Below are 22,108 nucleotides of genomic sequence, written 5' to 3'. Positions count from 1 at the left end.
GCGCGCTTACTCCGCTGCCGTGGCGGTTTCGCCACTCTTGGCGGGCTGCTTTGCCGCCTCGGCCAGCAGCTGCTCAGCGGCGGCTGCGCGGGTCTCTGCCTCGGCCGCCTTTTCCTCGGCAACAGTTGCGCGTGCTTCTGCCTCCGATGCCGCTTTCTCCGCTGCCTCTGCCCGCTGTTCCGCACCCTCGGGCGCGGCCTGGGCTGCAGCTTCCTCGGCCTCGGCAGCCGCCGCAGCCTCGGCGGCTTCAATCGCTTTCAGGGTTTTGGCGTCGGGCGTTTCGCAAGCCCCCTGGCGCACCAGGCGCCCGGCCTCCAAAAGGCCCACCGGCACCACCTCGCCGCGGCTCTGCGCACCATTCGGGCCGGTGCGCGAATTTGTCAGTTTCACCTTGCAGGTATCCATTCGGATTTCCTCGTTTTCGGTTCCGGGATCAGCGGCCCAGGATCACCAGGCCGCCGTATTTTTTGGCAAATCACGTTTTACCGTGCGATGCGGCCAGGCTTAGGAGGCCGGATGCACCAGGGCCTTGATGGCGCGCGGATCAGCCACCGCGCCGTCAAAGCGGGTGTACGCGGCCAGGCCGAAACCGGGCTGGAATTTACTGTCCCGCGCGGTCATCAGAACGGTGCCGCCGATCTTGCGCACGAAGTATTTGCCCATATCGCCCATGACCATGGAACGGGAATTGGCGCCGATATCTGCCATTGCCGGGTTGACCTTGTAGCGGAAACGAACCGGCCCCACCTTGATCATGCCCGCATTGTCCGGCGCTTCCTCAATCAGGAAATTGCCCTGGCCGTCTTTCAGCTTGTGCAGCGCCAGCAGGGTATTGTCATTGAACATGGCGCCGAATTTGGCGGATGCACGGTAAGCCGCGTCAATGGAGTGGTAGAAGTCCAGGACCTCCTCCGCGGTAAGCGCCGAGGTGCTGGCGATGTTCACACCCGAGGCGGTGGCGCCGGTCACAACCCCCAGCGCCTGGCCGGTGCCAGTGCCCACGGTCAAGTCGCGGTTTGCCTTGCGGCCGATGCGCTCGCCCAGCAGTTCCCCCAGGACCGCCTCCACATCGGGCATGGCGCCGGTTGCCAGCTGGATCGAAACGCCGATCCAACCGGTTTCCACCATGTAGTCCTCAAGGGTTTTCTTGGTGAACACCGCATCGGTGCCGGTGCCGAGGCCGGTGCCGGGGTTGCCTTCTTCGGTGTTTGCCGCCGCTTCATTGGCCAGGTCATCAATGCCGGGGATCGGCAGGGACGCGCCGCCGGTGGTCTTCAGCACACGGGCAAAAGTGTCGTCAAACATCGGGCCGAATGCCGCCATTGCCTTCACCAGCGGTGCCATGGCCTCATCCGGGATCAGGTTGCCGCCTGCGGCGCCGGTGCCCGCCAGCTGGGCGCGTTGTTCCGGGGTCAGGTGGCTGAATTGGGTCTGGCCGCGAGCCAGAGCCTGGCGGACCTCGGGCGCTAGCAGATGCGCCTCACCGGCGGCGCCCAGCCACTGGTGGAAGGCGGCGCGGTAGCTGACGGCGTCCGGTTCACCGCCTGCCGCCGACCGGCCTTCACCGCCATTCGGACGGCGCGAATCGCCCGCGCTTTGCGAAGCCTCCAGGGCCTCCAGCCGCTCCACATCCTGGGCGCGCGTCTCCAGGCCCTCGGCCTCGGTGATCATCGCCTTAAACCGGGTTTCCAGTTCCGCGCCGCGGGCCTCGGTGGTGCCCTCCGCGTCGATTTCGGTGCGCAGGCCGCGGGCCTCGGTGATCAGATTGGCGCGCTTGGCGCGCATTTCCTTGGGGGTCATAAGACGTCCTCTTTTCTCAGGTCAGTTTTTCGGTGATTTGGGCGGGCGCGCCCCGTGTCAGGACAGGGCCGCCAGGGCCAGGTCCATGTCCATCCGCACCAGGCGCACAGGCTTGTGCTGCGGATTTCCGGCAGCCAAGGCAGCGCGGGCCGCCTCCAGGCTGCGCAAGCTGATTTCAGTGCCGTGATAGGCAGGCTCGCTCACAATCGCCACGTCATAGAGGCGCACAATATCGGTGATTGTGCGCTTGATCACGTCGCCGGTTTCGTCCCATTCCTCTTTGCCCACGCTGAAAGAAAAGGACATTTTGCTGAGGTCGCCGCGCTTAATTTTCGGGATGATCCGCGCCGCGTCCGGGTCCGCCGGGTCCAAGGTGGTTTCCATGTACAGGCCGCGCTCATCCACGGTCAGTTTCAGGGTGCCCGACGTGGTGCGTGCAAGCGGCAGGCCGCGGTGATTGATCAAAAACTGCACGTCATCCGCCAGAACACCCTCAAAGGCGCCCGGCATGATCCGTTCCTGGAAATAGCTGCCAATGTCGGCCCATTCATTGAACACGGCCGCATAACCGCCCACCTTGACGCCTTCACCCTCAGCTTCCCGCACCTCCACCGGAAGCGATGCGCGGATTTCCTTTTTGTCAGTCATTTTCCTGCCCCTCATTGCTGGCGGCCACTGCCGCCGGTTCATCCGTTCCGGTCTGCTTCACGTGCGCCCCGGCCAACGTAACCGGCACCATGGCCCCCTGAACAAGCGGCTGTCCGCCGCCGGTTACTGGCGGCCGGTTTTCGATTTCACGCTCTTCATTGATCGTGGTCTGGCCGGTGGCGATGCGGCGCCCTGCAGCATCCACGCGGGTTTTAAGATCGCCGCGCATCAGACCGTCCAGTACGTGCTCCGCGTAAACCTCGCCGCCGTCGCGGCCCCAGAGTTTCAGGTTAGCCTCGGCCTCGAACACAGCCGCCCATTGCGCCACCAGGTGTTTAACCAGGTGCAAATCCTGTTGTTCGGTATTGGAAAACGTGCCGTGGGTCAGGTCTTGCAGAAACACCGGCGGCAGACCGTAAATCCGGGCGATTTCCTCCACCAGAAACCGCTTCACCTCCACCATCTGCATTTTCTCAGGGTCCAGCCCCAGGGGCGTCAGCGTGTGCCCTTCCGGCACCGTAATCGCGTTCCCGCCGCCCTCGGCCACATCTTTCACAGCGGCCGTCAGATCGTTAGACGCCCGATGCACACCTCCAGGTGTCTTGATAGGGCCGGACAGAGTGAAGGGCGGAATGCCGCCATTCTTAAAAAACCGCGCACCGTAGCGCGTCACCGCCATAGCCAGACCGATTGTATCGGCGTTATTGTACACCGGACTATAAGAGGACAACCGGTCGCCCGAGGACATAAAGCACAGGTCCAGCACCTCGGAAGCGGCATAGGTCACGCGGCGGGTGCCGTCCTGGTAGTGGTAAAGCGTGCGGCCCTGGCGGCGCTCCACCGTCACCTTGGACACGTCCAGCGGCCAGAGGTTGATTGGCTTGCCGCGGCCGTCGCGCTCAATGAAAGAAATATGGCGGCCCGAGGTGAGCACGTCCTGCCACACCCCGCGGCGCCACTCCAGGGCGCTGGTTTCGTCATTGGCAGCACGGTTCAGCAACCCCGACACAGGATCATCCGGCAGCGCTTTCCGCCCCTTTTCCCCCTTGCCGTAAACCTTCAAGGGCAGCCCGGCCATGGTACGGGACAGGAAGGATACCGCAGCCAGGACGCTGGGCACCTTGAGCGCGCTTTGCACCGTCACCACCTCATCGGTAATGCCCATGGCACCGCCGAAAAAGGCCACAATCCCCGGATCACTGGAGGCAATGCGCTGCACATCATCCGCCGCGCGGGCCTCGGCCTGGGGATCGCTCACGGCAGAAGCCGCCGCGGCGGATGCCGCGCGGCGCTTTTTCTTGAAAAACATGGGTGGTTCCCTCTTATTGGCCGTGAGAATAGGCTGGGTCATCCCAGGGCGACGTGGCCGCCCCGGCAGCTTCCGGGTTGCGGCTCATCAGCATGGCCGCATTGAAAATCCCTATCAGCGGGTCAATTTTTGCTTTCCCTGCCACAGCCTTGGTGATCATCACTGCGTTGCCGCGCTGTTCGGTCTTGGCGTTGCCTACGCACCAGGTCAGCATTTCCTGGCCGCAGGGCACAAAGCTCTTGTCTTTCAGCTTGCGCTCCAGGCCCCAGACCGCAGGCGACAGCCGGGTGCCCTGGCCGATGGCGGTCAGCAGATCGCCCTCCATGCCTGCCGCCCCAAGCTCATCCACCAGCGCGGCAACCCCCATCGGGTCCAGCCCGATCCCGTGTTTCTCCGGCAGCAGCCCGGCCTCATGCACCTGGGCGCAGAGGGCAGCAACTTCGCGCAAGTCCTGCGAGGGGTCTTCGCACATCCTTACATCGCCCTGCGCCGCAAAATCCTGCAACTGGGTGGCAATATCCTGGCGGCGCTCCAGCACCTCGGGCTGCGCCCAGGCACGCGCCCAGCCGTACCATTTCCGCGTCTGCGCATGGCGCCCGATCAGCGCCAGCCCCAGCAGGTCATCCAGCCCGCCGCCGTCAATCCCCGCGGTGATGCAGTCAGATTGCTTTATCAGCTGTTCCAGCGAAACCCGCTCTGCCTTCACCGGCCACAGCCTGGCCCCGATCCAGGTTTCCGAGTGGGTGCCCATGCCAATCTGAATATTCAGATGCTGGGTGGCCCATACCATTTCTTCCTCATGGCCCTTGGCCAGCGCCTGGCGGTACAGGCGCATCAGGCGGTCGATGGTGATAGAGCGGCCGAGGTTCGGCAGCACCATCGGCCACAGCCGCGGATCACGCCACAGCTTATCCTCGCTCTGCTGCACTGCCTCGGAAAACTCATAGAGCATAGGCAGAAGGTTGCCGCCCTTGTGCTGTCCGTCCCGGACTTCACGGGCGTATTTCAACTCCTGCCGGAAAATCCCTTTCGGCGGCTCATCGCTTTGGGTGGTGATGATTAGCAGCAGCGTATCCGGCTGGGTGATCATCCCGCCGCGCAGCTGCGCCATCACCTTGGCGGCTTTGGCGTTGCCGCCGAGAACGTGCAATTCATCAATGATCACCAGCTTGGGAATTTTGCCGGTGACCACCTTTGTATCAAAGGACTTGACCGACAGCTTGGCGCCGTTGTGTCGGTCCACAATCTCTTGCGACCCCTCGCGGACGTTGAACCGGTCCTGCAGATAGCTGCGGCCGGTTTCCGGGTCTTCGGGGTCCGCCTCAATCATTCCCCTGATCTGGCTGAAACAGGTATCCGCCACGTCTTTGGTGGGGCCTACAATCAGCATTTCAGCGTTTGGGGTTTCATTCACCAGCAGCGCGGTAATCCCCAGGGCGCCGGAATTGGTGGTTTTACTGTTCTTCTTGGGCACCAGGCAGAAGATTTCCCCCACCCGGTTTTCGCCCGTCTCAGGATCAGCGCTGCCAAAGGCCGCCCGGACCAGCGCACGGAACCAATCGCCGCAGGCATCCCGCATGAAAGGTTGCCCCGGCACGTCCGGCAGGCGCAATTCGTTGAATATCTCCACCGCTTTCTGCGCGGCCGCCTCATCCAGCGGCAAGTCAGGGATCGGCGCCCGGCCGTCTTTCAGCCGGGTTTCCCAATCCGGGCAGGCAAAATCAAACGCCATCAGTTAAGCAATGTGCTCCAGCGGCCGCTGGGCTGTTTCGCAGCCTCGGCCAACTGTTCTTTCTTGCCCAGCTTCTGCGCCTTACCCCCATCTGCGGCCGCTTCACCTTCCGGCGCATCAATCTGCTTGGGCGGCGGCGGCACGGCACGGCCTTTTTCAGCCATGGCAATCACCCTGTTTGCCGCCGTCACGTTTCCTTCGCGCATCCGCTTATGGATCGCCAGAATGGCCTCGGCCTCGGCCGCGTCCGCGGCGTTCGTCAGCTCAAGGGAAAAATGTTTCCGCAAGGTCTTCACATCGCAGCCCAAATGGTTGGCTATGCGGCCCTGGCGCCAGCCTGCTGCAGCCAATGCGGTAACAAGCTCTTGTTTTTCAACTGTTTTTTCAAACCCCGGCCGCCCCCAGCTTTCCCGGTTCTGATCCACCGGATCGCCCAGCAGGTCGCGGGGCTGCTCGTCTGGCTGAAATTCGTCATTCATGGGAAAAAAAATCTCCGAATGCGGGTATGTGCGGGTTAGCGGCGCCGGGCCTTTGAGGGATCAGCCCCACCCCTCCCCCTTGCCGTCAGGGCGGGCGGCCTTTTCCTGCCGCTGCTTTTCACTGTCATGCCAAGCCTTGCAGACCGCCTGCAGATTGCTCTCATCCCAGAACAGCGCCAGGTTGCCGCGGTGCGGTTCAATGTGATCCACCACCGGGCTGTGCGGGGCAGGGGCCTTGCCGGTCAGCAAGTGCGGCCGGTCGCAGCCCTGGCACATCCAACCGGCCCGCTCCAGGATCACCAGGCGCAGATCGCGCCAGGGCTTGGTGGAGTAGAGCCTGCGCAGGCTGTTGCCCGCGGCCCTGGCCCGGTTGCGGGCACGCTCCGCCGCCTGCCGGTCCGAATAGCCCACAGCCCGCGGCGCCGCCGCCAAGCGTTTGGGCAACCCCTTAAGCCTGGCCATTGCGCGCCCGCCTGCTTTGAATGTCTGGAAATGATTACGGCCCGCGCGCTGTTGCGGGCGGGCCGTTGCCTTGGCACATTTCTGCACCGTTGTTTCCAGCTATCGCCAGACGGTTAGCTGCCGTCAAGCCTCTTGTGCTGGCGCGCGGCCGAGGCCAAGCCCTTCCGCCACGTCTGCCAGCGCCTCCAGGATCGCATCGCGCAACGGGTTCCGGTTGAAGGCTTGCGCGCTCCAGCCATGCGCCCGCAGGATCGCATCCACGCTGGCGCCATCCACGCAAACCGCCATCAGCGCGTCAAAGGCCCTGATATTGCTGCGGTTTTTGCTGGAACGCTTCACAGTCAGCAGAACGCGCGGCACGCTGCGCTGCGGCCCGTGGCGGCGGTCAACCGGCCAGCGATTGGCCAGAGCCTCAATCATCCGCAGCCGGGCCGCGTGCTTTACGCGGGTGGTGGCGCCGCCATCCGACAGCCCGCCCTTACTATCCGCCCCGGCCAGATCAGCACCCCGCACAGAGCCGACACGCTCCACCGCATCGCCCAGCATCCGGGATGCGCGGCGGCGCGGGTCATCCTCGGGCAGCTTTGCCAGGATCGGCGGCAGCGCCCGCCGCGCGGTCTGGTGCCCCGGCAGGGTGATCCGATCTTTCTGCGCCTTGGTGCCGGGCACCGGCCGCGACAGCTCCACCAGCTGCACCGGCGCGCCCGCCAGGGCCGCAGGCAGCCGCTTGCCGGTGCCCTGGCCCTGACGCTGGCGCCGCAGCGCCGCCGCCTTCACAATCGCCAGGTTCCGGCCCGCCAGATAGGCCGCGGCACGGCTGCGGGCGCCGCTTACCAGTTCAGTCATCAAATAACCTCCAGATATAGACCGCCCAACCATAGCACCCGCAACATGTTGAAATTATGCGGGATCAATACGCCCGCCACGGGATCAGCAAGGGATCGGGACGGGATCGACAGGACTGAAATTTCACCCCCATTACTCATTGATTTATAACAGTTTTATTCATCCTGTGGGGTCAATGGGATCAATAATTCAGGGTAATGCGCAACCCCGCCCCGCACCCCTCATGTATAAGAGAACAACCCCGGAAATTGAGCGGTTGATCCCGTCAAGCCCGAGACCCTGATATATCCCGTTGGAAATAAACGGAAATCAATAAGCGAAATGGCCTGAAAACTGATCCCCGGCGCCCGCTTAATGGGGCCAATTGAGCCGTGTTACCCCTTAATGCGGGAGGGGTGCGGGGTGCGCGGCCGTCACGCGCGCAGCCGCCGCAGCCGGAGGAGGCCGCCAAGCGAACAAGCGAAAGGCCCGCCGGGGCGGGCCTGTCATGCAGCAGCAGATCGCACAAACCGGCAGTACGGGCCAGCTTAAGGCAGTGCCCCCAGGCGCGCCCGCATATCCCCGACCCTGGACCCCATGAGGCTTGCCAGGGCCTCGATCTGGTCCAGCGGGCCATCCTCGCTCAGCGCTGCGGCGCCGCTTGCCAGCGCCTCAATCGCTTGCAGCAGCACCTCCAGCCGCTCCAAATCAGGTAGCAACCCCTCGGCAATACTCACAGTTTCAACCTGCACAGCGGCAAGCGCGGTTTTCTTAAATTCCGGCATTTATCCCCCAGATGGAAATTCGTTAACCCTGGTGGCCGGGTGCAAAGGGGTTGGCGTTACTGCACGCAGATGCAGCAGCTGCCCCCTCACAGGAACAGCCCCGCAATGCCCCCGGCCATAGGGGCAAATCTGCGTTTATTGGGAACGCCAATTCCCAGCGCACCTCGGCGCTGGCCTATCCATGATGCGGCCGGGCGTCAGGGTCAAGGGGCTTGCACAACCCAAGGAACCGCAAAAACGCCGGATCGCCCGGCAGGATAGAGAAAAACGCCCGCAAAATTAATTGCGGGCACTTTACGGGATACCGGGATTTGCACCGAAAACCGGGCTACAGCAGACGCGGCTGGCGACTCACTCCAGGATCAGAGGACGGGCGGCGCCGCTTTGCGGCCAAAGGATCATGCTTTGCGGCCAGCGCCGCCACCCGCGCCTCCGCCTGATCATTGCACGCCGTGCAGCCGCAAGTTTTGATTGGCCGCCGCACCGGGATGCCGAGGCGGGGCGGCGGGGCAAAGCCGAACGGGGCCACCGGATCGCCGCAAAAATCGCATGGCAGCACCGCCTGGCGGGCTGCACCCGTAAGGCCCGCCATCACACCGCCCTCTGCATGCGGGTGCCGAAATGGCGCTTGCGGAACCGCCTGTTAACCGCCATCTGGCGCTTTTCCCTGGGGCTGTAGATCGTCACCAGCCTATCGCCGCGGGCAACCGGGTAATAAGCCCCCTCGGGCAGCAGGATACGGTAAAGCGTTGCCCCGTCACCCATATCATAAACCCGCTCCACCAGGTCAGCCCGGCCCAGGCGGCGGGCCTCCAGCACAACCCACATCAGCAGATGCCCGGGAATAGAGCGCACGCCGCGCTCTCCGGCCCGGGCGGCAAAATGGCAAGCCCCGTATTGCCCGGCGGTATCTGCGGGCACGGTCCAGCCTCTGGCGCCTTCCAGGATCGGCCGCAGGCTCACTTCATCCGCTCCAGCTGATCCCTGTAGTTGGCCCTTAGCTCCAGCGCCTTTGGCAGCAGCTGAATGCCCAGATATCCGGTTGTTGACCGCTTCACCGGATAGAACACTTCGCCGCCGTCGCCCTTCACGTTGTTGGCGCGGCGCTTCAGGCTGTTGGAGGTATGGCGCGGCGTCCAAGCCGAGGTGCCGCTATCCAACAGCCAGGCGTTAAAGGCATCCCGCAAATCGCGTGCTGTTTCAAAATTCTCAGGGCTGCCGGTGATCCGGCAATACTCTTGCAAGAAAGTCCGCATCGGGTCGCTTTCGGAGCGGTACTCCTTGGTTGCCTCATCAATCACCGCGGGCACGCGCAAGCCGCCGGCCATCCACTCCAGGCAGCCCTCCACCATCCAGCGCAGAATGCCATCGCGCTCCGCCCACAGTTTTTGCGGCAGCAGCGGGTCCACTTCCTCGGCCGGGATTTGCACCGACCAGGGCACCAGCAGGATGCGGCGCCAAATGCCATCATCTGCGCCGCGCACCTCCGGCTGATAGTTCCCGGAAATGTTCAGCTTGAACTCCGGGAACAGGTCCACGGCCTCCTGGTGCAGGCGGCGGATCGGGATTGGCTCCCCGCCGGTCAAAGCCTTGATCCGGGCCTCTTTCATTTTCTGCCCCTGCTCCGGCTCAGAGGACCGCACGAAACGGGCGCCGGGGAGACGCACCAGGTCCGGGGTGGCCTCCCCGCCCTTGCCCTGGTCGGTGCCGGTCAGGCTTTCAATCGGCAGGGTGGTGGAATAATCCCCCATGATGCGCGCCAGCGTATCCACCGCGGTGGATTTGCCATTGCGCCCCTGGCCAAAGAAAAACGCCAGTTTCTGCTCAGTGGTCAGGCCGGTGAGGTTGTAGCCGCACCAGCGCTTGAAAAAGCCGCGCACCTCATCATCCGGCAGCACCCGCAGAAGAAAGGCACCCCAGGCCGGGCATTTGGCCTGCGGATCGTATTTCGCCTTCACCATTTTGGTGATGCGGTGGCGCCGGTCATGCGGCAGCAGGTCCACCTGCGGCACCTCCACCGCATCATCCCAGGCCGCGGAATGCTCATCCTTGCGCTTTGTGAAATGCAGCACGCCGTTTTCAACGCACAGCATCATCGGATCTTTGTTCAAATCCTCGACGGTCACGGCCACCCCCTTGGCCGTCTTTGCCTCTGCCAGCATGTTGGTAATCTTCCCTGTGTTGCCGCTGCTGTTTGCGTGCGTCGCGTGACGGGCCGCCGCCTTATTGTTGCCGTTTGCGTCAAACTCCGGTGCAAGGAACGGTATTTCGTGCATGATGCGCGCAGCGATACCCTGGGCATCCCGGCGCACCAGGATTTCATCCTCATCCGAGGCCCAGCGGCGCCCATCCCAGCGGAACCAGCCGAGGCGCGGCACAAACAGGAAGTTTTCCCCGTAATAGAGCACCAGGCGCTGGCCATTGCCGTAGTCATTGCGCGGAAACTCCGCCCCCTGGACCCCCAGCACCTCGGCCTGGTAAGCCGCCACAGGCGGCACCTCATCCGGCGGCAGTTCGCCGGGATCATCCACGGCCGGGGAACTGCCCACCACAGGCTCCGCCGCCCTGAAGGCGTCGCGGATCGTCTCAGGCTGTCCCTGCATCTTTCAATTCCCTTTTTCGCATATCGTTCATGTCCGCGCCCTCGGCAGCCGCGACTATCCAGCCCATGAAATCCGGGTGGCGGCTGTGATGGGCCGCGCGCTCCAGCCCCGACAGCAGCCGGGCGCGGGTGGCCTTCGGGTGGCTGTCACCATCCTGGAGGAACGCCAGCTGGCTGATGCAGTCAGGCGGCAGCCAAGCGTCCGCATCCTCCAGGTCCGGCTGGCCGCTCCAGCGGGTGCCGGGCACCTTCAGCATCCGGCCGCCCATGTTGCCGAGGTCGATCCCGGCCCAGAACGCCGCCGCGGGCTTCACACCCGCTGCCAGGGCGCTGCCGGTGGTTTCGATCCCCTCCCCCATGATCATCACGCCCGAGGCGCCCAGGGGCGTGAGGCGGATGGCGCAACCCTTTTTGCTGCCGCGCACCATCTTGGCGGGCCATTTCTTGCCCTTGGGGTCCGCCAGGCTGCCATCGGGGGCGATGATCTGCGCCTTCTGGCCGGGGCTGCCCACGTCCAGCCAAGTCTGATGCACGGCAGTCACCTTGCCCGCCGGGTTCTGGCAGGCCGCAATCAAGCACGGGCCGCGGAACCAGGCCACGGTGCCGCGGCCGGGCCAGAATTTCAGATAGGGGTGATCCGGCAGAAACCCCAGCGTGGGCGGCCATCCGCCGGGAAACCAGACGCCGCGGGCGGCCAGGTAATCCTCCGCCGGGGTGCCCTCCCCCGGCTGCGCCGCGTGCCAGATTTCGCGGGCGTCCCGGATCGCACGGGCGCGGGCCGCGGCCTCCGCTTCCTGGCGCTTGCGCTCTGCCGCCTCAGCCTTGGCCTTGCGACGGGCCACCACGGCCGGGTCGGGCGCCACATCGGCCTTGCCCACCAGGTAATCCAGCGCCTTCACAAAATCACAGGCCAAGACGAATTGCACCAGCTTCAAGCCGTCGCCGCCCTCATCGCAAATCCGGCAGTTGAACAGCCCGCGGTGCGGGTTGATCCCGAAGCGATCCCGGCCGCCGCAAACAGGGCAGGGCCCCACATGCTCCAGCCCGGCCCGGCGCAGGCCGCCGATGCCGAGGCGGGCGGCCACCTCCATAATCGGGATGGCCTTGGCCTCATGGCGGCGGCCATCATCTGCCGGGCCGGTCATGTCAGCACGGCGGGCGCCGCAACCTGCGGCACCACGCCATCCTCAAAGCGGAATGTATTGGGCGCCTCCAGGCAGTACCCAACCCCGCGCCAGGTGGTGATTTCCACCGGCAGGCGCAGCCGCTCCAGCTGCCTGCGGATCATCGCCACCCCGCTCACCACCCGGTCAGGCGATGGCCAGTCATCACTGGTCACATCAAGGCAGCGCGCCGACAGCAGCGCATCCAGCGACACATAGCGGCCGCGCTTGGCGTCCATTGCGTGCAGCATCCGCAATTCCGCATTTGCCAGGGTCAGCCCCATATCGGCGCAGCCCTCATAAAAGGCAGGCAGCGGCGCCAGGTAATAGGACAGCAGGTCAAGCGCGTACTCCACCCGCTCCCCCTCGGGCTGCGCCATCACCTCGGCGCGGATCGGGGCCATGGGATCATGCATCGCGGGCCGCCTTCCGTTCCCAGCGGGAACAGCGTGCCGCCGAGGCGCGACAGTCTTTTGCCAGCTGGAAATATCCGCAAACGCCGTGCCGCGGGCCGCCGCGCAGATCGCCCTGGAAATGTGCGCAGGTGCCGCAGATGCGCTGCAAATGCAGCTGGCAGCGCGGATCAAAGGGGTTTTCCTCGGGCGCGCGGGGCGTAAGCCGCTCACATGCCGCGCCAACTTCATCCAAAATGCCAGACATAGCTCAGCCCCCGGATTTGCGGATGGCATTGGAGGCCATGCGCCGCAACGGGTTGTCCGGCATCGCCTCGGGGGCGCCGCGCACCAGCGCGAAATAAGCGCGGACAACCTCCAGCACCATGGCCTCGGGGTTGCTGCCCGCATCGGCCGCCATTTCCCGCAGCAGGCGGCGGTCAGGTTTCGGAAGCGCGTTCACCAGATCAGCCATGGGCGCGCACCTCCACGCGGGGCAGCTGCACTTGCTGATCTGCCGCCATTTCGCGCAACTTGCACGTTATAGCGTGCGCAGAGGACATAGCGATATCGCGGTCGGGCGTGTTCAGAAAGGTGCGCAGCACATTCTTGCCCAGACCGCACTTGAGGGCCAGCGAGGTGGCCGAAACACCCTTGAGCGCGGCCAGGCTGCCCTGGACCCATGCCCGGAAATCCTCCGGCGGTGCCGTGTAAACAGGAATAGTATTCCTTACTTGCATTATTGCCTCCATTTTGAAGGGGCGCGAAGCGGCCCCAATATCTAGTTATGGACTGCCGCAATGCACGCTAAACCGTGCATTGCCATCACTATCTAGCGGGTTTCACACGGTTTTCAGTGCAGGCCCCGCAGAGTTCAAGTTTAACTTGATTTTAGGTGCGGTTCCCGCTTTTGTGGGATATGCACGCAAAACCGAACATTACATTCCAGGAATTAGACAGATGAAAGAAGCAGATCCGCGGCTTGAAATAGCCCGCAATAACTTGCGCCTGGCGATTGCCCTTAGAAAGACGAACCTGTCAAGAGCGTCAACCGATGCCGATATGGGCAGAAACGGTCTAAGTCAATTCACCAGCGGCAGAACCTCTCTCACCTACCCGAACATGTTAAAAGTCTGCGACGTTTTAAACCTCCCCATTGGCATTATTCATCGTGCCGACGCCATTACCGAAAACCGTATCCGGCTGTACCAGAAGCTTGAACGGCTGCCCGAGCACAAGCTGCAACAGGCGCTGGACGCTGTGGAAGCCTGAACACTCTGAACCACCATTTGAACGGACCACCGGACAGGCGGCAGAATTGGGCTGCGTCATAGCCCGCACCTCTTTTCTTTCGGCCCTGGCGGGGATGAAACCGCCGGGGCGCTGCTCTCCCCTATAGTCTTAGGCGCAGCACGGTTAATCGTGCAATACCCTTTTTGTGTTGCGATGGCACTTTTTTGTGTGCTAGCCATTTTGCACGGTAAAAAGGGCACTGCACATGAGACAGAACAAGAGCGCATCGGGCCGCGACAGGTTCACCCAGGCAATCCTGGAGATTACGCAACCCGTTGCCCTGCTATCTGCCATCGTCGCCGCAGCGGCAGCGGCAGCACGTTTCACCGGGGGCCTGTGATGGATCAGCCCGGCGAAGAAAGGAACCTCTCCACCGCCGAGGCGGTGGAATACCTCAGGCGCCGCGGGGTTCAGACCTCCCGGCGGAAACTGGACGCCCTGCGCCAATCCGGCGGGCTGCCCTACATACCAACCCACGGCCGGGTGAAATTCTTATTCAGCCCGGCCAGCCTCCGGGCCACATTTCTGAAGGAGCAAACGGAATGTCCCTCAAGCTCATCCGACGCAAAAACAAAGAAGGGAAGCCAAGCGGCAACTACTTCGCGCGCGGTGCCGTCGCCGGACACAATGTTTACCAAAGCACTGGCACTAGCAAACGCAGCGAAGCGGAAGCCTGGGCAAACCGCCTCGAAACGAAATTACGGGAACGTCACGCCTTTGGCGCCAAGGCAACGCTGACCTTTGCCGAAGCCGCGCATGAATACATGCTAGCAGGCGGCGAAGGCCGGTTTCTGGCGCCGATCCTGGAGCACTTCGGGGCCGACACCCTGGTGGAAACCATCGGCAATGACACCCTGCTGGAGGCCGCCGCCAAGGTTTACCCGGACGCCGCACCGGCAACCATTAACCGCCAGCTGATCGGGCCTGTTTCCGCTGTGATTGCCATGGCCGCCGAGAACGGTCGGGCCAACGCCCGGAAGTTCCGCCGCCTGTCCGTCAAGAACGCCCGCACCAGGTGGCTGACACCGGCAGAATTTGAACGCCTGCTGACCAATGCCGCCGATCACCTGGCGCCCATTCTGGCCTGCCTGATCGGCACCGGCTGCCGCGCCTCTGAGGCCCTGGGCGCCGAGGTGGACAACTGGCACCCCGCCACCGGGGAGCTATGGCTGCCGGAAACCAAGAACGGGCACGCACGCATGGTGCAGATGCCGGAACGCGCCCGCGACCTGATCCTTGCGGCAGGGGTGCCTGAGGATGGCCAGCTATTCCAGACCCCCAAGGGCCAGGGATACATCATGCGCCACAATGGCGGCGGGCAAATACAGACCGCATTCAACACCGCCAGGGATAACGCAGGGCTAGGACCGGAAGTCACTCCGCATGTGATCCGCCACACCTGGGCCACCTGGTATTATGCTGCAACCAAGGATTACGGGCGGATGCTGGACCTGGGCGGATGGCGCACTGCCAGCACCGCAGAACGCTATCGCAAAAACTCCCCCGCCGATCTGCCCGCCAAACTGCTGAAAGCAGGCTGGAACTTCCACCGCCTCGGCGCCGATCTGCCGGACCAGGTGGAACGCCGCGCAGGGCTGCGGGCCGTGTAAACAGAAAGGCCCCAGGAATATCCCAGGGCCTTTTGCACACCTCTTGATCGCTCCTTATTGTTGCGCTGGCTGGGGCACCACCTCACCCCATTCAGCAACCTGGCTCTGATACATCGTGTACTCAACGCCAAACAAAGTGATAGCAGCACCGGGGCAATCCCCCTCAATTTCAGCCAACACCCATTCCCCCGCGCAATAGTCGCTGGACGGGAAATCAACATCATCACGAAACTTTACCCACTGGTATCTGACACCCATTTTCCGCTCCTATTTGTCGCTATCCTGCAAGGCTGGCAATCGCCTCATATCTTCATCGGAAAGCCCCGACATAAACGCCTCGCTTAGCAAATCAGCCAGCACAGCGCGGCTTTTATGCTCCTGCCGATATTCAGGGTCCGGGTGCCGATCCGCCGCCACCAAATGCCGACCACTCATTTTTTGAAGGTGAACAACTACCTTTGCCCAATCCATCATTTTTTTCCTCCTATTTGTTGCAGCCCTTGCCGGGCTTGCAGTATCCACCGGACCACCATTCAAAATCATTGGGGCCGTATTCAAACGGGACGAAGCGCCCGCAATTGTCGCAACAAGGCTGCGGATATTTCTTGGCTCCACTCACTGCAAATCCGCTCCTATTCTATGCCTGGGAAACCGTCACGACGCCAACGGCGGAACGTTTCCAGGCTGGTGATTTTCGCCGCCGCGGGATCGGCAGCGTTCAATATTTCCAAGGCTGCCCGCGGCGTCATTTCCAAGGCGGTGCCATCCTCCACATGCGGACGGAAGGCAGCCAAGCGCGCGGCATTGTCGCGGATTGAATGCAACCGCCCGAACCGCACCCCCATAGCCTGCCGGACCCGGATACCTGCGGTGGTGCGCTCAGAAATCAAATCCCGCTCCAATTCCGCAAAGATTAGCGCCATGCGAAAGAACGCCTTGCCCATCGCGCTTTTCGTGTCGATCCGCTCATGCAGCGAAACCAGATTGACGCCCTGGCGGTCCATTTCCTCCACCGTTTCTATCACGCCGGTGAGGGTGCGGCCGAGACGGTCCAGGCGCCACACCACCACGCTATCGCCGCGGCGCATAGAGCGTAGAACCCGGTTCCAAACAGGCCGGTCCATCTTTCCGCCGCTGCCGTGTTCTTCAAGAATATTCCCAGGCTCAACACCATGCGCCAGCAGCGCCTTGCGCTGGAGGGCCAAATCCTGGTCATCGGTCGAAACTCGGGCATAGCCCAAAAGGCGAGTGTCTGCATTTTCCATATTTCCGACATACCGCCGCACGTAATTTTGTGCAATGCTTTTTTAGAAAGCTGTTGCACGGTATTTAGTGCAATGCTAAGGGTGATGGCAGGACGAAACGAAAGGAACCCAAAATGGCAAAATCTGAAGTTTGCAAAAACTGCTGCCCTGATGGTGGCGCGATTTTTGAGCTGGATTTTGGGTGCTGGCCGCACGTATCCACCAAAGAATGGATGGCGGAACCGGCATGGGTAAAGGTCTGCAATAACTGCGGACACTACAAGCCGAAACGCAAGTCCAAGCCCAAGCTGACATTTGATGAAATCCTGAACCTGACGGACGAAACCCGGCTGAAGAACAAACGCGACAGGGCAATTTTTCATGCATTCGCAGAAGCTGGGGCATGGAAAAAGTACAAGGCCACCTGCGAAGAATACGCCCAGAACTGCAAAGACAATGGAATTGAGAAATTCCCGGTTGTCGCACACCACTGGATAAACACTTACCACCGGGACAAGTTGGCCGAACACCAAAAAGAAAGCGCATGGGCGGTCAACTATCATGTGTCCAGGCTGAAAGCCGACGCCGAAAAGGTAAAGGCGATGCTGGCACAAGATTTCCCGACACGGGAGGCCCAATAGATGGCCGCCTCCTGCAAAAACTGCCGCCATCGCGTCGTGCTAGAATATGGCCCCGGCATCGCCGCCGGGGTCCGGAGAGACCATTGCCGTGAATTTGTCACCTCGACGCATAGCAAGGTGACAGGCACGCAATTTGAACCACTGCCCTGCGACTACGCCATGGGCAGATTTTGCAACCTCACATCATGGAAGCCAACTCTTTGGCATCAAATCAAACGCGCTTTGGCGCGCAACTAAAAGGACCGAAACATGAAGGCGACAGCCACTGCTTTGATGATTGTTCTGACCGCACCAAACGGGTGCAAGATCGACAACATTGACCGCGCCGAAGCCACAGTTTTCCCAATGGCGAGCATGGAAGAATGTGAAACGCAGGCGGAAAAACTTGATGCCGAATATGGGGTGCGCGCCCTGTGTATCCCCGACAACTGAAAGGACCACCCCAATGGCCCACAGCCCGATTGAGCGCGCCGGAATGGTGAGCGCACCCGAACACCGACCAGAAGAAAACGACAAACGCCCGTGGGCAGTCGATTATGTCAATGGCGTGCGTTTCGACGGCACACGCTCCGGCGCGGGCACACTCTATTTTAAGGAAGCGACAGCCGCCGTTTGTTGGCGCCACGCAGTGACCAACGGTCACCCCCAAGAAATCCCGTTTTGACCCCCGGCAAAGGATCAGCGGAATGAACTGGTTTGCAGAAAGACGCCAAGAGTGGATCGCGCAAATGCTGGCGGTTTACGGCTTCATCAATCGCCAGCACCTAATGCGCAATTTCGGAATATCGGGCGCGCAGGCCGCATTGGACTTCAACCGCTTCAATGATGCGCACCCAAACGCCATGACCTACGACAATCGCCGCAAAACATATGTGGCGACGACACCACCAGAAACCCGCAACTAAAAGGACCATCAGAACATGGCCGCATATGAAGCCGCTGGCGAAACCGATGAATGGTACACGCCCGCATATATCTTTGACGCCCTGGGCGTGCGCTTCGATCTTGACGTGGCAAGCCCGCAAGATGGCCCGCGCCACGTTCCCGCTGACAGGTATCTAACTCCCGCCGATGATGGGCTTGCAAGCCCGTGGCGCGGCCTTGTTTGGATGAACCCGCCATTCGGCCACCAGTCAACCAAGCGCCAATGGCTGCGGAAATTCTTTGAACACGGCAACGGCATTGCGCTCTTGCCCGACCGGACATCCGCGCCGTGGTGGCAGGAAAATGCACCGCTGTCCGATGCCGTGCTGTTCATGGCCCCGAAGGTCAAATTTGAAAGGCCCGACGGATCGCGAGGCGAACAACCCGGAAGCGGAACAACGCTCTTTGCCATCGGGCCAACAGCAGCACGCGCACTGATCCGCGCGCAATCACTTGGCCGGGTATTCCTGCCCGCCGCAGCAGCATAAACAAAAAGGACCAGAAAGATGCTTAACACGTTTGGCGGAACACCCATCTTTATTCGAGACGATATGACCGACACGGTGCCGCGCTTCCCGGACAAGAAATGGACGAAACGTCGCCGCCGCCGGGTGATCGGCAAATATGGAAGCTGGACCCACGAAAAGCCAGCCGCCTACCGCGTCGGCCCTGCACTGTTCGTACATCCGAAAATCTACGCCGAAATGAAACGCCAGACGGCGCAACAATAAGGACCATCATGCCCGATCTGCACATACCGCTGAAAGGTGAATATTTCGACCAGATCAAGGCCGGAATGAAACCCTATGAGTACCGCGAGACAACCCCATACTGGCGCAAGCGGTTGGTCGGCCGGGACTATGACAGCATCATTCTGACACGCGGCTATCCAAGCCGTGAGGACAATGAACGGCGCATGAAACTGCCCTATCGCGGCTTTCGCGTCATGGACATTACACACCCGCACTTCGGGCCGAAACCTGTTGAGGTTTTCGCTATCGACGTGCGCCCAACATAGGACCGGAAGCTATGAACCTGCCCAACATGTTTTCAGGCGTCAAAATCACAGTCTCAGATCAAGCCTACAAAATGGTTCCGATCTACCCCGACAAACCCAAATCCAAGCGGCGGCTCAGACGCACGCGCGGCAAATTTGGCCGCACAGATAGAATGCTGCCCCTGGCGTTCAAAACCCCCTTCGGCCTGGTGGTGCATCCCAGAATTTACTCCGAAATGCGCCAGAGCGGCGCAATCCTCAACAACTAAAAGGACCGCCTGGCGCAGACCAACCGCCAGAGACCAAAAGGCCCCAGGGATCAACTGGGGCCTTTTCCTTGCGACACCCCAGGGGCTGCGGCATAGTTCCGCTGAATTTCCAGCACGGGATTACAGTCTCATGAAACCATTACAAACCGCCGCGGCGGGCATTTTCGCCGCGGGGATGGGCGCCAGCGCCGTACTATTCGCCATGAGCACGGACGAGGCCGAGGACGGATGCACAAAGCTGGCCGCCTACAGCTTCACCCAGGCCGAAGTCACCAGGCGCCTGTCCTCCCCCGGCACAGCGGCATTTCCGGCAGACCCGCCCGCGCCGATGCACGTTAGCGAGGATGTGATAATAGCAACCAAGGGCGAATGCCTGTTTGGCGTCTCCGCATGGGTCGATGCGCAGAACGCACTTGGGGCTATCCGGCGCACCAATTTCAGCGCCGATGTTGAATATCAGACCGGCACCGGCAGATGGGCATTGAGGGACATACACCTGGCCCCGCATTAACCCGCCCCGCCAGCAGAAAGGCCCCAAGGATCACCTGGGGCCTTTTCACTTTCAGAGCCGTACCTGGAACGTTGCCTCTAGGATTTCCCGAGGAGGCCCGCCAGGGCACTCTGCACCCGCTTGGCCTCGGCTTCCTCTGCATCCGCCGAGGCAATCACCGCGCTGCCTTCACGCCGCACCTGGCGGGCAACGGCCTCGGCATGGGCGATTTCTGCCTGTGCATCCTTGCGGCTGGTCTGGGCGGTGGCAATCACATCCGCCAGGCCAGCCAGGGCGGCATTGAACGGCGCCAGGGCCTCGGCAACAGTGGCCGGTTTGTTTTTCTTAAAGAAGCTCATAGGATTTCCTCTGTGCAATGCAATTCACGGCTTAACGTGCAAGACGTGACCGCACGGTATCCCGTGCTCACTTGGCCGAAAAAGCGGACGTTGATTCGGATAGCGTGTGCTGGGGGCTGCACGGATTTTGCACGGGTTTGCCGGGAAATCTGGGAAACCGTCATACATTGCGATGCACTGCACGGTAAACCGTTTCACAGCAAGCACTGATTGCACATCAAAATTGCACAGCAATTTCAGGGGGTTAATGGCGGAGACGATGGGATTCGAACCCACGAAACCTTGCGGTTTACTCCCTTAGCAGGGGAGCGCCTTCGACCACTCGGCCACGTCTCCGCTGACCCGTATATCTGCGCAAGCATAAGGAATGCAAGGCGAAATTTCCCTTTTTCTCACAAATCGCACCGGCGGCTCCAACCCCTTGAAATGGCGCTAAAAGGCCTGAAATTACGGTGGTTATGAGTAAGATTTGGTCATCGCTCAAAGCGTGTATTTCCTGATCACTCTTCCACCTTTGGATCACCCGGAGGTGCGAACCCCGGCACTCACACTCCTGAGCGCCCCCCTGGCCCCATTCCATATGGTGGAGCGTTTCCGCCTTTCGAGCCGCGAACCAACCTCCTCCAGAGAGCGGAGGTCTGGTTATGAGCATCAACCATCAAACGTCACAGTCGGCAACTGGCAGGCGCGCGCCCTTGAGCGGGCATACGTTGGCGCCGAACACCAATCTGAAGGACCGGCAATCTGAAACCGTGAGGCCGCCGAGTGTTTTGGGTCTTCAGCAGATTCCCGACAGCATCTGGCCGGTGGCCACAGAGAATACCGAAGCGCGCCTTCATTCGGACCGAGGGCCTGCATCGATATTGGTCGAACCGACGCGCACACCACGCGAGACCCGCGCAATCGCGATTGCGCTTAGCAGAAACCCTCTCCCGAGCTTTCCCAAGGCCGACTGGCTGGCAAGCAGCACCGTTTCCGCCCGACGCTCGAAGCCGCTCAGCGCTGGCGCGCCTCGAACCCTTAGCCACGCGCATGACCCCGCCGAATTTCCCTCTTTGCGAGGAGGCGAAGCGCGTCCTTCGATCGACCGGATGACCGCCCCAGAGGCCGATTTTGACCCGGACATCTTGTCGGACCTGGTTCAAGGGCCCGACACCCTGTTTGCGTCAAAACGGCCCTCCAGTCCCGATCTGGCTGTGTTCGGAGTCGATTTTCGGCGGATCGTGCCGTGAACCCGCCGCAGCATCTCCCCGAAAAATAGCCCGAAATCCGGAGAATTTACTATGTTCGTTGCATCACACACCAACTCAACTCCTGCACTAACACCGCTCCTTGTTGAGGAGAACCTGAAGGCCGACCGCTATGACGGCAAGTGGAAGGGCCAGGGGACCCGGGACCGGAAGCGGGCCGCCATACATAGAGCTGAAAAAGTCTTCAAACGCGCAGGCGGCTTTCCTTCCCAAGGCGATGTCCCAGGCTCCCGTCCAGAGCTCGAGTTTTCGCGGCCAGTCGCCTTCATACCAATGATCTCGCACGCCAGGCCGGCTTCAAGGACGCCGATCACGCAAGGAAATGGGTAAAGGAATACGCAACGGTTCTCGATGTCGCCTCTGGGCGTCGCAAATTGCCTCTGTGCCGACGTCACCGGCCAACCGCTTCTTTCCGGCTTTGACGGCTTCCTTCGACCATTTGCGGCGATCACCCTGTGATATACCCTCCCGGCGGCGCAGTTGCGAATTTCTGTCCCCGTTACACGGCCCTCCTCAAGACGGATCTGATCTTCTCATCAAAGGAATACTGCTTGCCGGGCGCCTGCCTGATGTACTTGACGATCTTCCCGCCATGATTTTTGAGTTCATTTCTCATCTGCCACTTTCCGGTGGTTGTGATGAGCCAAGAGCATTTTTATATCAAATTGCCCTCGTTGGATCCATCATAGCGCCGTCATTGCAATTGAGCATCGCCGCTCAATGGAGGCTGGCGGGTGCTTTGGATTGCGGGGGAGAAACCGGTCCGCGCCGGAATTCCGCGCAGCTTTGGTTGCCGCCGCTGCGCGGAAGAGCTCCAGGGTTACCGCCGCCGGG

At 61.7% G+C, this 22,108-nt stretch carries 33 protein-coding genes and 1 tRNA gene; 14 read left to right on the top strand and 20 right to left on the bottom strand.

The window, feature by feature from the left end:
- Positions 1 to 6: 6 nt before the first annotated feature.
- From A2I95_RS19460 to A2I95_RS19390, 15 genes are all read right to left on the bottom strand, one after another.
- On the bottom strand, positions 7 to 405 hold the full coding sequence (locus A2I95_RS19460; RefSeq protein ID WP_291732329.1) for a hypothetical protein: 399 nt from the start codon (positions 403 to 405) through the stop codon (positions 7 to 9).
- Between the two features lie 99 nt (positions 406 to 504).
- Positions 505 to 1,800 (bottom strand): phage major capsid protein, encoded by a 1,296-nt coding sequence (locus A2I95_RS19455; protein ID WP_291732327.1) that lies wholly within the window; start codon positions 1,798 to 1,800, stop codon positions 505 to 507.
- Between the two features lie 57 nt (positions 1,801 to 1,857).
- Positions 1,858 to 2,448: an HK97 family phage prohead protease gene (locus tag A2I95_RS19450; protein ID WP_291732325.1), complete on the bottom strand. Its 591-nt coding sequence runs from the start codon at positions 2,446 to 2,448 to the stop codon at positions 1,858 to 1,860.
- Positions 2,441 to 3,757, bottom strand: a complete 1,317-nt coding sequence (locus tag A2I95_RS19445; protein WP_291732323.1) for a phage portal protein — start codon at positions 3,755 to 3,757, stop codon at positions 2,441 to 2,443. Before A2I95_RS19445 ends, A2I95_RS19450 begins: the two co-directional genes overlap by 8 nt.
- A gap of 13 nt (positions 3,758 to 3,770) precedes the next feature.
- Positions 3,771 to 5,489: a terminase large subunit gene (locus A2I95_RS19440; protein WP_291732321.1), complete on the bottom strand. Its 1,719-nt coding sequence runs from the start codon at positions 5,487 to 5,489 to the stop codon at positions 3,771 to 3,773.
- Positions 5,489 to 5,968, bottom strand: coding sequence for a helix-turn-helix domain-containing protein (locus A2I95_RS19435; protein WP_291732319.1), 480 nt, complete (start codon positions 5,966 to 5,968; stop codon positions 5,489 to 5,491). The genes A2I95_RS19440 and A2I95_RS19435 overlap by 1 nt, the downstream gene beginning before the upstream one ends.
- Before the next feature lie 60 nt (positions 5,969 to 6,028).
- Positions 6,029 to 6,430 (bottom strand): HNH endonuclease signature motif containing protein, encoded by a 402-nt coding sequence (locus A2I95_RS19430; protein ID WP_291732317.1) that lies wholly within the window; start codon positions 6,428 to 6,430, stop codon positions 6,029 to 6,031.
- 123 nt (positions 6,431 to 6,553) lie between these two features.
- Positions 6,554 to 7,276, bottom strand: a complete 723-nt coding sequence (locus A2I95_RS19425; RefSeq protein ID WP_291732315.1) for a hypothetical protein — start codon at positions 7,274 to 7,276, stop codon at positions 6,554 to 6,556.
- Between the two features lie 527 nt (positions 7,277 to 7,803).
- Positions 7,804 to 8,040 (bottom strand): hypothetical protein, encoded by a 237-nt coding sequence (locus A2I95_RS19420; protein ID WP_291732313.1) that lies wholly within the window; start codon positions 8,038 to 8,040, stop codon positions 7,804 to 7,806.
- Between the two features lie 591 nt (positions 8,041 to 8,631).
- Complete coding sequence (locus A2I95_RS19415; RefSeq protein WP_291732311.1) at positions 8,632 to 9,003, bottom strand: hypothetical protein; 372 nt, start codon at positions 9,001 to 9,003, stop codon at positions 8,632 to 8,634.
- Positions 9,000 to 10,643 (bottom strand): phage/plasmid primase, P4 family, encoded by a 1,644-nt coding sequence (locus tag A2I95_RS19410; protein WP_291732309.1) that lies wholly within the window; start codon positions 10,641 to 10,643, stop codon positions 9,000 to 9,002. The genes A2I95_RS19415 and A2I95_RS19410 overlap by 4 nt, the downstream gene beginning before the upstream one ends.
- The gene (locus tag A2I95_RS19405; RefSeq protein ID WP_291732308.1) at positions 10,627 to 11,787 is read right to left on the bottom strand and encodes a CHC2 zinc finger domain-containing protein; all 1,161 of its coding nucleotides are present in this window, start codon (positions 11,785 to 11,787) and stop codon (positions 10,627 to 10,629) included. Before A2I95_RS19405 ends, A2I95_RS19410 begins: the two co-directional genes overlap by 17 nt.
- Entirely contained in the window at positions 11,784 to 12,221 is a 438-nt protein-coding gene (locus A2I95_RS19400) for a helix-turn-helix domain-containing protein (RefSeq protein WP_291732306.1), read from the bottom strand. The genes A2I95_RS19405 and A2I95_RS19400 overlap by 4 nt, the downstream gene beginning before the upstream one ends.
- Positions 12,222 to 12,468: 247 nt before the next feature.
- Positions 12,469 to 12,672, bottom strand: coding sequence for a hypothetical protein (locus A2I95_RS19395; RefSeq protein ID WP_291732304.1), 204 nt, complete (start codon positions 12,670 to 12,672; stop codon positions 12,469 to 12,471).
- Positions 12,665 to 12,937, bottom strand: a complete 273-nt coding sequence (locus A2I95_RS19390; protein ID WP_291732302.1) for a hypothetical protein — start codon at positions 12,935 to 12,937, stop codon at positions 12,665 to 12,667. Before A2I95_RS19390 ends, A2I95_RS19395 begins: the two co-directional genes overlap by 8 nt.
- A 220-nt stretch (positions 12,938 to 13,157) precedes the next feature.
- Here A2I95_RS19390 and A2I95_RS19385 point away from each other — a divergent pair, with 220 nt between their 5' ends.
- From A2I95_RS19385 to A2I95_RS19375, 3 genes are all read left to right on the top strand, one after another.
- The gene (locus A2I95_RS19385; RefSeq protein ID WP_291732300.1) at positions 13,158 to 13,469 is read left to right on the top strand and encodes a hypothetical protein; all 312 of its coding nucleotides are present in this window, start codon (positions 13,158 to 13,160) and stop codon (positions 13,467 to 13,469) included.
- Positions 13,470 to 13,695: 226 nt separating this feature from the next.
- Complete coding sequence (locus A2I95_RS19380) at positions 13,696 to 13,830, top strand: hypothetical protein (protein WP_291732298.1); 135 nt, start codon at positions 13,696 to 13,698, stop codon at positions 13,828 to 13,830.
- Positions 13,831 to 14,032: 202 nt separating this feature from the next.
- On the top strand, positions 14,033 to 15,100 hold the full coding sequence (locus A2I95_RS19375) for a site-specific integrase (RefSeq protein ID WP_291732294.1): 1,068 nt from the start codon (positions 14,033 to 14,035) through the stop codon (positions 15,098 to 15,100).
- 54 nt (positions 15,101 to 15,154) lie between these two features.
- Here A2I95_RS19375 and A2I95_RS19370 read toward each other — a convergent pair whose 3' ends face one another.
- The 3 genes from A2I95_RS19370 to A2I95_RS19360 form a co-directional block, all read right to left on the bottom strand.
- On the bottom strand, positions 15,155 to 15,358 hold the full coding sequence (locus A2I95_RS19370; RefSeq protein WP_291732293.1) for a hypothetical protein: 204 nt from the start codon (positions 15,356 to 15,358) through the stop codon (positions 15,155 to 15,157).
- A gap of 9 nt (positions 15,359 to 15,367) precedes the next feature.
- Complete coding sequence (locus tag A2I95_RS19365) at positions 15,368 to 15,574, bottom strand: hypothetical protein (RefSeq protein WP_291732291.1); 207 nt, start codon at positions 15,572 to 15,574, stop codon at positions 15,368 to 15,370.
- A 158-nt stretch (positions 15,575 to 15,732) separates the two neighbouring features.
- Complete coding sequence (locus tag A2I95_RS19360; protein WP_291732289.1) at positions 15,733 to 16,365, bottom strand: recombinase family protein; 633 nt, start codon at positions 16,363 to 16,365, stop codon at positions 15,733 to 15,735.
- A 113-nt stretch (positions 16,366 to 16,478) separates the two neighbouring features.
- Here A2I95_RS19360 and A2I95_RS19355 point away from each other — a divergent pair, with 113 nt between their 5' ends.
- The 9 genes from A2I95_RS19355 to A2I95_RS19315 all read left to right on the top strand — a co-directional run bounded on the left by A2I95_RS19355 (position 16,479) and on the right by A2I95_RS19315 (position 19,686).
- Entirely contained in the window at positions 16,479 to 16,985 is a 507-nt protein-coding gene (locus A2I95_RS19355; protein WP_291732287.1) for a hypothetical protein, read from the top strand.
- Positions 16,986 to 17,234: 249 nt separating this feature from the next.
- Positions 17,235 to 17,417, top strand: a complete 183-nt coding sequence (locus A2I95_RS19350; RefSeq protein ID WP_291732284.1) for a hypothetical protein — start codon at positions 17,235 to 17,237, stop codon at positions 17,415 to 17,417.
- 13 nt (positions 17,418 to 17,430) lie between these two features.
- The gene (locus A2I95_RS19345) at positions 17,431 to 17,649 is read left to right on the top strand and encodes a hypothetical protein (protein WP_291732282.1); all 219 of its coding nucleotides are present in this window, start codon (positions 17,431 to 17,433) and stop codon (positions 17,647 to 17,649) included.
- A 22-nt stretch (positions 17,650 to 17,671) separates the two neighbouring features.
- Positions 17,672 to 17,890 (top strand): hypothetical protein, encoded by a 219-nt coding sequence (locus tag A2I95_RS19340; RefSeq protein ID WP_291732280.1) that lies wholly within the window; start codon positions 17,672 to 17,674, stop codon positions 17,888 to 17,890.
- Between the two features lie 15 nt (positions 17,891 to 17,905).
- Complete coding sequence (locus tag A2I95_RS19335; protein ID WP_291732278.1) at positions 17,906 to 18,397, top strand: DNA N-6-adenine-methyltransferase; 492 nt, start codon at positions 17,906 to 17,908, stop codon at positions 18,395 to 18,397.
- Between the two features lie 18 nt (positions 18,398 to 18,415).
- A complete protein-coding gene (locus A2I95_RS19330) occupies positions 18,416 to 18,640 on the top strand; it encodes a hypothetical protein (protein ID WP_291732276.1) in 225 nt (74 codons plus the stop codon).
- A gap of 8 nt (positions 18,641 to 18,648) precedes the next feature.
- A complete protein-coding gene (locus A2I95_RS19325) occupies positions 18,649 to 18,927 on the top strand; it encodes an ASCH domain-containing protein (protein ID WP_291732274.1) in 279 nt (92 codons plus the stop codon).
- An 11-nt stretch (positions 18,928 to 18,938) separates the two neighbouring features.
- Positions 18,939 to 19,175, top strand: coding sequence for a hypothetical protein (locus A2I95_RS19320; RefSeq protein ID WP_291732273.1), 237 nt, complete (start codon positions 18,939 to 18,941; stop codon positions 19,173 to 19,175).
- 130 nt (positions 19,176 to 19,305) lie between these two features.
- On the top strand, positions 19,306 to 19,686 hold the full coding sequence (locus tag A2I95_RS19315) for a hypothetical protein (protein ID WP_291732271.1): 381 nt from the start codon (positions 19,306 to 19,308) through the stop codon (positions 19,684 to 19,686).
- A gap of 77 nt (positions 19,687 to 19,763) precedes the next feature.
- Here the strand turns inward: A2I95_RS19315 and A2I95_RS19310 are convergent, their stop codons facing one another.
- Positions 19,764 to 20,024, bottom strand: coding sequence for a hypothetical protein (locus A2I95_RS19310; protein WP_291732269.1), 261 nt, complete (start codon positions 20,022 to 20,024; stop codon positions 19,764 to 19,766).
- A 248-nt stretch (positions 20,025 to 20,272) separates the two neighbouring features.
- A tRNA-Ser gene (locus tag A2I95_RS19305) sits at positions 20,273 to 20,360 on the bottom strand.
- 308 nt (positions 20,361 to 20,668) lie between these two features.
- On the opposite strand from A2I95_RS19305, the gene A2I95_RS19300 reads away from it, so the two are divergent.
- Complete coding sequence (locus A2I95_RS19300; RefSeq protein WP_291732267.1) at positions 20,669 to 21,256, top strand: hypothetical protein; 588 nt, start codon at positions 20,669 to 20,671, stop codon at positions 21,254 to 21,256.
- Between the two features lie 610 nt (positions 21,257 to 21,866).
- A partial coding sequence (locus tag A2I95_RS19295; RefSeq protein WP_291732265.1) for a hypothetical protein occupies positions 21,867 to 22,108 on the top strand: 242 nt, incomplete at its 3' end.

The sequence above is a fragment of the Leisingera sp. F5 genome (assembly GCF_001593695.1).
Note: the sequence above shows the minus strand (reverse complement) of the source record. Positions and strands in the feature narration are given on the sequence as shown.